General features: G+C 43.9%; 10 protein-coding genes. 8 read left to right on the top strand and 2 right to left on the bottom strand.

Annotation, left to right across the window (positions count from 1 at the left end; all coding sequences use genetic code 11):
* Nucleotide 1: 1 nt before the first annotated feature.
* Nucleotides 2-691, bottom strand: a complete 690-nt coding sequence (locus M2125_RS07415; protein ID WP_280742790.1) for a response regulator transcription factor — start codon at nt 689-691, stop codon at nt 2-4.
* A 124-nt stretch (nt 692-815) separates the two neighbouring features.
* Here M2125_RS07415 and M2125_RS07420 point away from each other — a divergent pair, with 124 nt between their 5' ends.
* The 8 genes from M2125_RS07420 (at nt 816) to M2125_RS07455 (ending at nt 11,744) form a co-directional block, all read left to right on the top strand.
* Nucleotides 816-1,538 (top strand): winged helix-turn-helix domain-containing protein, encoded by a 723-nt coding sequence (locus tag M2125_RS07420; protein WP_076024367.1) that lies wholly within the window; start codon nt 816-818, stop codon nt 1,536-1,538.
* Nucleotides 1,539-2,009: 471 nt separating this feature from the next.
* On the top strand, nt 2,010-3,749 hold the full coding sequence (locus tag M2125_RS07425) for an outer membrane beta-barrel protein (protein ID WP_280742791.1): 1,740 nt from the start codon (nt 2,010-2,012) through the stop codon (nt 3,747-3,749).
* A 129-nt stretch (nt 3,750-3,878) separates the two neighbouring features.
* Nucleotides 3,879-4,397, top strand: coding sequence for a hypothetical protein (locus M2125_RS07430; RefSeq protein WP_076024365.1), 519 nt, complete (start codon nt 3,879-3,881; stop codon nt 4,395-4,397).
* 266 nt (nt 4,398-4,663) lie between these two features.
* Nucleotides 4,664-5,935, top strand: a complete 1,272-nt coding sequence (locus tag M2125_RS07435; RefSeq protein ID WP_280742792.1) for an efflux RND transporter periplasmic adaptor subunit — start codon at nt 4,664-4,666, stop codon at nt 5,933-5,935.
* A 49-nt stretch (nt 5,936-5,984) separates the two neighbouring features.
* On the top strand, nt 5,985-9,236 hold the full coding sequence (locus M2125_RS07440; protein WP_076024364.1) for an efflux RND transporter permease subunit: 3,252 nt from the start codon (nt 5,985-5,987) through the stop codon (nt 9,234-9,236).
* Between the two features lies 1 nt (nt 9,237).
* Complete coding sequence (locus tag M2125_RS07445; RefSeq protein ID WP_143742184.1) at nt 9,238-9,453, top strand: hypothetical protein; 216 nt, start codon at nt 9,238-9,240, stop codon at nt 9,451-9,453.
* Nucleotides 9,454-9,465: 12 nt separating this feature from the next.
* Nucleotides 9,466-10,224, top strand: a complete 759-nt coding sequence (locus tag M2125_RS07450; RefSeq protein WP_076024362.1) for a hypothetical protein — start codon at nt 9,466-9,468, stop codon at nt 10,222-10,224.
* Nucleotides 10,225-10,232: 8 nt separating this feature from the next.
* Nucleotides 10,233-11,744, top strand: a complete 1,512-nt coding sequence (locus M2125_RS07455) for an efflux transporter outer membrane subunit (protein WP_076024361.1) — start codon at nt 10,233-10,235, stop codon at nt 11,742-11,744.
* 53 nt (nt 11,745-11,797) lie between these two features.
* On the opposite strand, the gene M2125_RS07460 is transcribed toward M2125_RS07455, so the two are convergent.
* Nucleotides 11,798-12,163 carry a hypothetical protein gene (locus M2125_RS07460; RefSeq protein ID WP_076024360.1) on the bottom strand — a complete coding sequence of 122 codons (366 nt, stop codon included), beginning with the start codon at nt 12,161-12,163 and terminating at the stop codon, nt 11,798-11,800.
* Nucleotides 12,164-12,302 lie beyond the last annotated feature (139 nt).

Genomic DNA, 12,302 nt, shown 5'->3' on the forward strand with positions numbered 1-12,302 from the left:
TTTAAGTAAGGACTAGTGGGTTGATGGAGTAGCCCACTTTAGGAATTGAAGAAATCAATTCGCGCGTTTCTCCAGCTTCCGCTATCTTGTTCTTAATTCCCCAAATGCTGACTCGGAGTGAGCCAATGGCATGCTTGTAGGATGGCCCCCAGATTTCATTGATCAGCTCTTCGTGGGAGAAAATTTTCCCCGGTTGAGTGAGCAAAAGAGAGAGCACGCGATATTCGAATACGCTTAGGCTGATACTGCCTTTGGGCCCCTGCAGCTTTCTGTCTAAATTGCTAATTTTTAGATCGCCTAATTGCAGTGATAAATCAGAGGAATTGTCGATCATCTTCTTGCGCAGAAATAGGCGAATGCGCGCATTGAGCTCATCTAAGGAAAAAGGCTTTTCTAGGAAGGCATCTGCCCCCAGCTCTAAGATATTGACGATGGTGTTTTCATCATTAAAAGCGGATACAGCAATGATCGGCACCTTAGACCATTTGCGGATTTCAGAAATCACATACTGGCCATTGACGTCAGGAAGCCCAAGATCCAAGATGATTAAGTCTGGACGTCTTGACTTGGCCAACTGCATGCCTTCGCTACCATTTTTTGCGGCAAAGGTTTTAAAGCCTTCTCGACCAAATAGTCTTTTCAACAAAAGTTGATGCGAGTTCTCGTCTTCGATTACTAAAATTGTGATCATCTCGGAGCAATGATATATTGCGAGGGCTATTGGGCCCCAGCTTTGAAAAAATTCTAACATTTGCAAGGCCTTGGGCTCATACTGTTTACATATGATCATGCAACCATCCTCGGAAAAATAGATAGTGCCTGCATTTATTAAGAATCAGCCTTGGGTTGGCAAGATTGGATGCATTTTTTTGGGCGCTCCTGTCGATCTCATGAGCATCTCGTTTGCCGCAGAGATTCCAGATGAGCATCTGCAAGTTCTCACTGAGATCAATAGCGAATCTGTCCATCATTTGGACATCATTCTGTTTGTGCTTGGCAGAGCAGATCAAGCCATCATGGATCGATTGTTTGCGGAACTCAAACTCTTGCGTGCTCAAGATACGCTGCCAGTTGCCACTTATGGCATTGCTTTAGAGGGTCATGAGAAAGTGGCATTGATTAATACAGGCTTGAATGAGTGCCTCAGTCCCAATGAGACCCCCCGTGAAATGCTAGCCAAAATGAAGGCATTGATACGCAGATATGGGTTTGAGAAGGCGCCGGCTTCGGAAATCATGCAACTTGGCGACTGTGTCATTGACTTTACAAAGCACACGATTTCCTTGAATGGCGAGACTAGCAACTTATCGCCCATCGAGTATCGGCTCCTCAAATATTTTGAGAAAAACAAAGGTGTACTGCTGACTCAGCAGCAAATTTTTTCCCATGTTTGGGGGGTCGATAAGCCCTTTAATAGTCACTATGTAGTTCTTTATATCGGCAAAATCCGCAAAAGAATCGGCGACTCGGCAAGCAATCCCCAGTGGATTGTTTCGGATAAGGGTTTGGGCTATCGGTTTATGGATGAAAGCATTTAGTCGTTCCAACCGACCAGCCTTGATTGGGATGCCAGATTGTTGTGCATCTGCAACAAAACTGACTTCAAGTCTTTATTTTCATTTTTAGCGCCTGCTGCCACATTGGCGCTCCTGAGTGATCATGCTCAAAAATAAGGGGAAACACCTATAAACCCTTGGTTTTATTGGGTTTATCAGCAATGCCCCCATTTTATTTTAATTTTTATTTTACTTATTTGAATCTGAATTTAATTATTTTTTAATTAAATTAAATCAATTTGAGCCTTTATTTATATGACTCAGAACGGCATTAATTAATTATTTTACGTTTTTAGCTATTTAATAATTATTTTTTTACTTTACTTTCTTAGCATAGCTACATGGGATAAATGAGTAACAAAAGTGTCACCGAATTTCCTATGAAAAATGCAATGCAAATCAGCTGTTCCGGATTTTTGGAATTTTAGCGTTTTAAATGAAAGGTAGGACGATATGTCTAACAAATGGCGAAGTAACGCAGTCAAGGGGGTAATGGCAGTTGCTATTACTGCCGCTGCATTTGGGGTAGCGCAGAACGCCAGCGCAGAAGCCCAGGTAACGGCGAAATCCGTTCCTTGTGACCCCTACGCCAAATACGACTGTTTAGATTCGTATTTGGGTGATGGTTTCTGGAACCGTTTAACAAATTACTACAAATTAGAGATGGGTAAAGATGCGGCTCCTGCCGATCCAAATGCACCTCCCTCACGTAGTGAAGATTTCCCACCTGCGGCCCAAACTACGCCTCCAATGCCATTTACTGAATGGCCAAACGGTGGTAATCCTGGAATTGGGGTCACTACGCCAAACATGGTTGACAGTCCGTTCATGAACGCGATTGCCAACACTACTGTTGGTCAGTGGATGATTGATAACCACATTCAAGCATACGGTTGGGCCAACGCGGGTTTTAACTTCAGTACAAATAACACCCACGGTGGTAACGCTCCTGCAGCGTATGACTACAACCCGAACGTTCCTGTATTGAACCAAATCGTTGAGTACGTTGAGCGTCTGCCAGATACAGTGCAAAAAGAGCACAACGATTGGGGCTTCCGTCTGAACATGATTTACGGTGAAGACTATCGTTACACCACTTCATACGGTGTCTTCAGTGGCCAGTTGATGAACAAAAACTTCCAGTATGGCTTTGATGCTGTGATGGCTTATTTCGATTGGTTCACACCATCTGTTGCACAAGGTTTGAATATTCGTATTGGTCGTTACATTGCGATTCCCGATATTGAAGCGCAGTTGGCTCCAAACAACTATATGTACTCACACTCGATTACGTATGGTTATGACAACTATACGAACGAAGGCATCTTAGGCACATTGGCATTGGACAAGAACTGGCAAGTGCAAGCTGGTGTAACTGCTGGTACTGACACAACCTTGCAACATATGTGGACTACTAACACCATTAACTGTTCGGTACTCTATCCATGTAAGGGCGCAACATATAACCAACAAACTGGTTTGAGCACCCAAACGCAAGGTATGTTGCAAGATCCAGGTGCTAAGCCATCCTTTACCGGTGCAATTCGCTGGAACTCGGATGATGGCAAAACTAGCGTTCAAGTGGTTGAGAATGGTATCAATAGTGGTCAATGGGGTTATAACAACCTGCAATGGCACGGCGCTACTTTCTACCACCAGTTTGATGAGCACTGGCATATTTCTACTGAGTTCTATAACGAATTCCAGAAGAATGTACCAAATGCGCAAAATCCTATGATTGCTAGTATGTATGGCAACTGGGGTAATGGTGGCACTGGGTTTAATTCCAACCAAATGCCATTTGCTCAGTTTAATTACAATGCACCTAACTTAGCTGCTTGTGGTAACGCTACAGCGTTAAGTTGCCGAGCGATGGCTAATGGCTCTGTAACTTACATTAACTATCAAATTGATCCGTTAAATAATTTGTCCTTCCGCCCTGAGTTTTACTGGGATGCGCAAGGTCAGCGTACTGGCGTAAGTAGCTATCAAACTGGTACAGCTAGTGCTACAGGTGCTTCAGCTGCTGGCGCTATTTATCGTAACTATGCATTCGGTTGGCAACACTGGTTCTCCCCACAGATCGAAGTACGTCCTGAAGTGGCATGGTACTCAGCTTCCAACCCAGTGTTTAACAACGGTCAAACACGCTATCAAACAGTTTGGTCTGGTGACATTATCTGGCACTGGTAAGCATGTTTGAAGTAGAAGTTAAGTAATATCTGTATCAATAGAAACAGCATGGATTTAACCCCATGCTGTTTTTTTATTGGGATGTTTCGCACTACACTTGAAGTAATTTCAGGATTAAGGAAGTCATTTATGTCGAATAAAACAAATATAGTGACCTTATGCGCTAGTTTGACCGCAATCGTTTTATTAACTTTGTCCAGTCCATCTTGGGCGGGAATATTTGGCGACTACTCTTATGATGATTGCTATAAGAGTTTGAAATCCAAATACGGTGAAGGCACTACCGAGGGTTACATTGAAAAGATTTGTCGGAAACGCTATCCCAAAATGCCTAAATTAGACGACCGTGGCGATGTTAAATTCATCTGCAAGGCCACGAAAGATGAGAAAGACATATTTCATTTTGCGGTGATCGACAATATCGCAGAGATGACAAAGTCGATCGACGATCCTCACAAAATCGAATTTAATGTTTTGGTACGCAAAAATAATGCATTTGCCTTAAAAAGCCGTGAATCTCAGAAGATTAATGGTAAACAGATCTACATCATCGTTGACATTAATACGGGTACTGGTAAAGGACAAATCTATTTTGCAGACAATGAGCAAACCCCAATTGCCACTACTGAGTTATTTTGCTCTGAGTAGATGTTCTTAGTTTTTGTGGTTGGTGAACCAGGGTGGGTTACTTGTGCACTAATAAGGTGCATAAGTAATATTTCAGCCATCTGGGATAACTAGAATGAGTGTCTAGATAGTGTGGGCAAAAAAAATGATGCCCAAAACCTGGATTAGTCAATTTTTACACTTTTTTTACTGCGATTTATGACAGCAGACAGGCTTTTGCATTGTTTTTATTATGTGCAAATGCACAATTTTCATTGAGCGGCAACGATTCTTAATTTGATTAAAAAATGAATACACCAAAAAATCTAAATGAACTAAAGCAACGTGTCCAAGCTTGGTATGCGACCAAAGTGAAGCCTAGCGTTGATGAAGCAATCGTTGCTTGGAATACGAAGCTCACTAAAAAGCAGCGCACACTGATTGTCATCGGCGTGGTGATTGTGTTGATTTTGTACTTTGGCTTGCCATTCTTAAAGCATGCCGAAGAAGAGAAAGTGGAGACTGGACCTAAAACCTTCGTTGTTCTCAATGAAAAGCAGGTTTCCACTATCGCACTCAAGGCAGTTGGAAGTGCTGAATTTACCGCTGAATTTCCAGCATACGGCAGCATTGATTTCAATCAAAACTCAGCCGTTCAAGTATTTACCAACTATCAAGGTAGAGTCATTAAGGCGAACTTTGATGTAGGTGATGCCGTTAAAAAAGGAGATGTACTCTTTACTGTAGATAGTCCAGATTTGGCTAGTGCCGAGTCCGCATTGTTAAGCGCTAAGGGCGTTTATGACAACACTACTGCTGTGCTCAACAGAGCAAAACAGTTATATGAATTAAAGTCCATTTCTTTGCAGCAGTATCAACAAAACGTTGCCGATCAAACTGCTGCAGATGCATCTTTAAAAGCGGCGCGCGATACCGTTCGTATGTTTGGTAAGTCAGCTAGTGATATTCAGCAGATCGAAACCAAGCGCAAGATGGATTCCACTTTGGCGGTTTTAAGCCCATTGGATGGTCAGGTAGTAGCGCGTAATGTTCAGCCTGGTTTATTAGTTCAGCCAGGCAATACACCTGCTCCATTTATTGTGGCAGATCCAATAATGAAATGGTTGGTGATCAATGCGCCTGAATCTGAAAGTACACGCTTGGCACAGGGTCAAGAATTGGATGTGACTGTGCCTGCTTTACCCAACGAGAAATTCACAGCTAAGGTGAAGATTGTCGGTTCCATCGTTGATCCAGTTACTAGAACGGTTAATGTGCGTGCCGATGTAGCCGACCCTAAAAATATGATGCGTGGTGGTATGTATGCCAACTATGTGGTCCATGCCGATGCGCCAATCAAAGGCATTGCCGTTCCAATTGAAGCAGTTGTACGCGAAGGCGATGGCTCCAATACAGTTTGGGTGACCACTGATGGCGGAAAACACATGAATGTGCGTTCTGTGAAATTGGGAATTCGGAGTAATGGCTTGGTACAAGTTACTGAAGGTCTGCAAGAGGGTGAAGTGATTGCAACCACGAATGCTATTTTCCTCAGCAACTTATTAGTTGTTGGCGAATAAGAGCTTAGTAACCATTACTGCTATTGAAAAAATTTAAGAAAGATTTCTTGTGATTAAGTCGCTCATTGCTTTTGGCCTTTCACGACGCCCAATTATTTTATTAACCCTCTTCGTCTTCTTGGGGGCGGGTTTGTTTGCTTTTAGCAAACTCAATATCGAGGCTTATCCAAATCCAGCCCCGGTGATTCTGGAGATTACTGCTCAGGCCCCCGGTTTGTCTGCCGAGGAGATGGAGAAGTACTACACCATTCCAATGGAAATTGGTTTGTATTCAACTCCGGGCATTACCAATATTCGCTCAACTTCTTTCTATGGCCTGTCATTTGTGCGGGTTACTTTTAGATACGGCATTGATTTCTATTTTGCCTATTCACAAGCTGCAGTTGCAATTCAGCAAAACATTAATTTGCCAGGCAATTTGGTGCCCACCATTCAGCAATCAAGCTTAACGGGTGAAATTTATCGTTACGAAGTAGTAGGTCCTCCCGGATTTGGTTTGAGCAATTTGCGTACAGTTCAAGATTGGATTGTTGCCCGTCGTCTCGCCACCATTCCCGGAATTGTGATGATCAATAGCTGGGGTGGTACTACTAAAGAATTCCAGGTTCATGTGGATATGGCCAAGCTACAAGCTTATGGCATGACTCTCAATCAAGTGCTCACCAACCTGGGAAGCTCCAATATTAACGTTGGTGGTCGTGAGATTGAGTACGGTCAGCAGTCAATCAACATCCGTGGCGTTGGTTTGATTGATGATGGTGGTGAGTACAACATTGTTGATGGTTACCACACCAAAGATATTGAAAACGTCGTTCTTTCTCAAACGAATGGCGTGCCGATTCGTGTGAAAGATATTGGTACCGTTGAGGTTGGTTTTGTCCCTCGCTTAGGTATTGCTGGTAAAGACCATAACGATGACATAGTTGCATCGATTGTGGCGATGGGTCGCAATCAACATACCAATGACATGATTCCTAAAGTCAAGGAGATGGTTGAGAAGATGAACACTGACGGTAGCTTGCCGGCAGGTGTCAAGGTTGTTTCTTACTATGACCGTTCTGGCTTGGTTGGCGTTACTACGCATACCGTATTAGAAAACTTAGTCTTAGGTTGTTTATTCGTATTCTTTATCCAGTGGATTTTCTTGGGTGATCTACGAAGCGCAATCATTGTGGGTATCAACATTCCATTCGCATTGCTATTTAGTATCATTATTTTGGTGTTGCGCGATGAGGACGCCAACCTCTTATCTATCGGTGCGGTGGACTTCGGAATTATTGTTGACTCGGCGGTAATTCTTGTTGAGAATATTTTCAGAAACTTTCAATCAACGCCTGCCCAACGAGTGGGTATGTTGCGTGATTTATCTTCGGGTCGTTTAGGTATTGATCCTAAGGTTGCTGATGGTGGTGGCGAGGGATCTGCATCCAAGCCTTGGTCTGACCGCTTAAAAATGATTTATATCAGTGCCTGTCAGATTGATACCTCAGTTTTGTTCTCGGTTGTCATTACAGTAGCCGCATTTATTCCGCTCTTCACGATGCAAGGTGTGGAAGGTCAAATTTTTGGACCAATGGCAAAAACCTATGCTTATGCATTGACCGGTGGTTTGCTTGCAACCTTCACAATTACTCCGGTCTTATGCTCCTATATGTTGCCAGAGCATATTGAAGAAGTAGAGACATTCATTGTGCGTTGGTTGCGTGAGCGCTATGAGCCATTGCTAAAGTGGTCATTAAACAATGGCAAGAAGTCTGTGATGTACGGTGTTCTCTTTTTAGTGGTCTGCGGAATTGCAGGTTCACGCTTAGGCTCTGAGTTTCTACCAGCCCTAGAAGAAGGAAACTTGTGGATTCGTGCGGCGATGCCAATGACCATGGGTCTGAATGCGGGTACTGAGCCAACACGCAAGATGCGCGAAATCTTGCTACGTCATCCAGAGGTGGTTACAGTGGTTTCGCAACACGGTCGTCCTGATAACGGAAGCGATGCTTCGCCATTCTCAAACGTAGAGCTGTTTGTACCGCTAAAGCCAATGGATGAATGGCCTAAGGGTGAAGATAAAGAGCAGTTGGTGGCTAAGATTCAAAAAGAATTTAATGATGAATTACCTGGCGTTGTCTTTAACTTCTCTCAATATATTCAAGATAACGTTGAGGAGGCGCTCTCCGGTGTGAAGGGTGCAAACTCAGTCAAAATTATTGGCCCTGATTTAAAAGAATTAGAGAAGTATGCTGTGCAAGTTAAGGATGTAATGGCTAAGATCAAAGGTGTTGATGATCTCGGTATTTTTAACGTGCTCGGTCAACCCAACTTAAATATTAAGATCAACCGTGAAAAAGCTGCGCGCTATAACTTGAATACGGGTGATGTCAATGCCTATATCCAGGCCGCCCTTTCTGATCAAGTTGCTACTACTGTGTTGGAGGGGCCACGCCAATTCAATCTTTCTGTGCGCTTGGATAAATCGTATCGAAACGATATCGATAAGATCAAAGAGTTGCGGGTGGGTTACCAAAATAATAACGGTGGCACCTCTTACGTTCCACTTAAAGATGTGGCTGATATCAGCCTAGATACTGGGGCGTCATTCATTTATCACGAATCGACTGTGCGTTACATTCCAATTAAATTTAGCGTGCGTGGTCGTGACTTGGGTAGTACGGTTTCCGAAGCGCAGCAGAGAATTGCTAAGGCTGTACCGTTGGCTCGTGGTTATCGTATTGAGTGGGCGGGTGAGTTCGAGAGTTTGCAAAAAGCATCTGCTCGCTTGATGGTGATTGTTCCAATTACTTTGATCGTGATCATCATTCTCTTGTACTGCTTGTTTAATAATGTTCGCGACGTGGTATTTGTACTCTCTGGTTTGCCGTTTGCGATTGGCGGAGGCATCTTAGGCCTGTGGATTTCGGGTCTTGATTTCAGTATTTCTGCGGCAATTGGTTTCATCTCCTTGTTTGGTATTAGTGTGATGAACGGTATTTTGATGACTACATACTTCAATGAAACCTATAAAACCGGCAAGATGAATAGTATCGATGCGATGTACCATGCTGCGACACACCGTATGCGACCTATGCTGATGACCGCATGGTCAGCATGTATCGGTCTTTTCCCTGCAGCGATTGCAACAGGTATTGGTAGTCAAGTTCAGAAACCACTGGCAACGGTAGTTGTGGGCGGCTTGTTGATTGGCCCAATCATGCTATTGATCGTGGTTCCAGCACTTTGCTTGCTGATGATCAAAGAGGAAGGCGAGCTCAAAGGTCCAAGTCATATTTCTGAAGATGCACATCACTAATATGAAAAGACACTTCTTGTTCTCAAGGGCTCTCTGCTTCCTGTTGGTTTTAGCGAGTTCTTCTTTAGCCTTAGCTGCACAAGTGGGTGGGGCTAAGGCGGCTGCTCCTATGATTCCAGCCGGTCCGCCAGCTCAGACCAAGAAGACGCCTGGACCAACAGGTGGTCCAGCTCCTGGAACACCGAATGTGCCTGATGCAAAACCGGTGAAGAAATAATCAACCCTCGCCATGAATCACTCTACTCAAGCCCTCGAAATGCGAAAACCAACTCTAGCCAAAATGGCCTGGGTTAAAGGCCTGTTTCGTTTTGATCTTGCAGGGCGGGTTTCGCATTTACAAGAATTGCAGACAGGAAATACTTCGTTTGTTGTGAGTTTGCTATTGTTTGCGGCTCTCATTCAGATCTGTGCATTATTTATTCCGTTTTTTGCTTGGTTTACTTGGCCGTACTTAGTCTTCGCTTGCGTAGATATTCTGAATACTCAAAAGCCGTCTTGGCGTTTAGCACCAAAGCTATTGGGTAAGCGCATTCTTGCTCTTAAAAGTCAGTTATCTGTCGCCTTCTCTTTGTTTCTTTATGGTGCGCTAGGCTTGCTGATGTTCCGCGTGATTGCCGATCTCATTCAACGTATTTCGCTCCCTGTTGGAGTGCTGCCAAACGAGATGGTGGCGTTGCTTCCATATACGCTGTCTGAAGCTATTTGTTTATTGTTTATTGGAGCTAGTTCAGCGCGCTATACCGTGAGCTTGGAAGACCCCCTCTCTATTTTGAGTAAATCTTTAATGGATTTGGTGTTGGCGCCGATTTCATTTTTGATCTTGGTGACGCTTCAAACGATTGTGATCGCTCCCCTAGCAATTCATATTAGTCTGGCATTGAAGATGCCGGTGCTATCTACTTTTTTAGGGCATGCGCCATTTATTTTGATTGCTCTGTTTTGGTCTTGTGGGCAAATAATCAAGACTTCGGCCAGTGAAAGAACTTAATACTTACTATGCATAATTTCAAAAAACGAATTCTAGTTGCAAGCTTGGGTGCCTTGGTTGGCTCTGGTTTAATTTCTTGCGCAGTTGGCCCTGACTACAAAAGACCGGATGTCGTACCTGCGAGCACATCATCCTTTACGCGTGATGCTAATGCCGTTGAGACGGCTAAACCTTCTACTATTGATCAAGATTGGTGGAAAGCTTACGGCTCTCCACAGTTAAATGATTTGGTTGAGTTGGCCCTCAAAAATAATCCGAATATTGAAGCGGCATCTGCTAATTTAAGAGTAGCGCAGCAAAACGTGATTGCTCAGCAGGGCTTCTTTTTTCCACAGGTCAATGCCGGCTATGCCGTTTCAAGACAGAGCACTGGTAACAACCTTCAGCCTGCGATTAACGTAACGCCGCCATCTATTTATACCTTCCAAACTGCGCAATTAAGCGTTGGTTTTACGCCTGATATTTTTGGTGGAAATCGTAGAGCAGTGGAGTCCTTAGTTGGTCAAGCGAATTCACAACAATATCAATTAGATGCTTTGCGCATCACTATCATCACAAACGTTATTGCTACAGCTGCACAAGAAGCGGTTTACCGAGAAGAGCTGCAATCAGCCATTCAATCGGTAGAGGCACAGCGTCTTCAGCTAGAGCACACGGGTCATATGGTGCGCTTAGGCTATTTGGGCGGCATGGATTTAGCTAACGCGCAATCTGCTTATGCGGCTGCCGCAGCTCAAGTGCCTACTTTGAGAAAGATGCATGAGCAAGCCTTAGATTTGTTGGCAGTGTATTGCGGTAAGTTTCCAAATGAACAATTGCTATTGCCGAATTTGGAGTCTTTGCACATACCTGAAAACTTGCCAAATGCCTTGCCTTCTAGCTTGGTTACGCAACGTCCTGACGTACGTGCAGCCGAAGAATTGGTGCGTGCAAGTAATGCGCAAATTGGCGTAGCCATTGCTAACCGCATTCCACAATTCTCCATCACCGGGCTGGTTGGTGGCGTGACGGGCCCAGCATTTTCTAATCTCTTTGGCAATGATTCAATCTGGGGTCTTACCGGTGGTGTCACAGCGCCGATCTTTGCTGGCGGTACCTTAGCGGCTCGCCAAAAAGCAGCTGAAGCTGGCTTAGATGCATCCGTTGCACAATACAAAGCAACTGTACTGACTGCATTTCAGAACGTAGCGGATACTTTGTATGCCCTTGATAATGATGGCAAGTTATATGCGCTAGCAAAAGACAGTGAGCAGGCCAATAAGACTGTTTATGAAATGACCCAATCTCAACTGAAATTAGGTTATGCATCTGAGCCTGGCATGTTGATGGCGCAGCAACAATATCTGCAATCTAAGATTAATCGCGTGCAAGCATTTGCTGTTTACTTGGGCGATACGGCTGCACTGTATCAATCATTGGGTGGCGGTTGGGTTTCTCCTGAGCAGGCTCAAGCTGCACAGAAAGCAAAGGAGACGCCTAGTCAGGCCAATCAATCGCCTTTGCAAAAGTTATTAGACTAATAAAAAAGCCCTGTGAATCATCAACAGGGCTCTTTAAATAGCGCCGACGCCAATTAGAAAGGTCGGTTGTAGCTAAATGAGTTCTGATCAAACTGGTGAATAGAGATGTAAGAATCTTGATGCAAGTCGCCAAGCACCTCATTGAGCGCTACAAATGTTTCACGAATAAAGTTTGCCTTCTCTTCGTCATTGATTAAATCGGAAATAGTGACATTCATGATCATGCAATTTTTTTGCTGTTCACTTAATGGCACTCCACCAATGACCCAAAGATCTAGCGGTATGTACTCGACCATCACTACGGTGTAGTCTTTTCTGCCACGGAGGTATTGCAGATTCATATCCAAAATAACCTTGGAAATAGACTTCGTGGTTCCGTAGGATTTATTGCCGCTCACTTTGATTGTAAAAATGGCCATACTTGTCTCCCCTAATGCTTGAGCATTAATTGTGTTGGATCATGCAATGAATGAAGATAATGCCTCAAAATTGATAGGGGATTATTCAGTGAATACCCCATGTTCATATCTTTGAGGTCTTGATGATCAAGGCAGAGCT

The organism is Polynucleobacter sphagniphilus (assembly GCF_029892205.1).
GTDB lineage: Bacteria > Pseudomonadota > Gammaproteobacteria > Burkholderiales > Burkholderiaceae > Polynucleobacter > Polynucleobacter sphagniphilus.

Coding starts and splice junctions, on each gene's coding strand:
- M2125_RS07445 (WP_143742184.1), top strand. CDS start 9,238: ATGAAAAGACACTTCTTGTTCTCAAGGGCTCTCTGCTTCCTGTTGGTT.
- M2125_RS07430 (WP_076024365.1), top strand. CDS start 3,879: ATGTCGAATAAAACAAATATAGTGACCTTATGCGCTAGTTTGACCGCA.
- M2125_RS07425 (WP_280742791.1), top strand. CDS start 2,010: ATGTCTAACAAATGGCGAAGTAACGCAGTCAAGGGGGTAATGGCAGTT.
- M2125_RS07415 (WP_280742790.1), bottom strand. CDS start 691: ATGATCACAATTTTAGTAATCGAAGACGAGAACTCGCATCAACTTTTG.
- M2125_RS07435 (WP_280742792.1), top strand. CDS start 4,664: ATGAATACACCAAAAAATCTAAATGAACTAAAGCAACGTGTCCAAGCT.
- M2125_RS07455 (WP_076024361.1), top strand. CDS start 10,233: ATGCATAATTTCAAAAAACGAATTCTAGTTGCAAGCTTGGGTGCCTTG.
- M2125_RS07460 (WP_076024360.1), bottom strand. CDS start 12,163: ATGGCCATTTTTACAATCAAAGTGAGCGGCAATAAATCCTACGGAACC.
- M2125_RS07450 (WP_076024362.1), top strand. CDS start 9,466: ATGAATCACTCTACTCAAGCCCTCGAAATGCGAAAACCAACTCTAGCC.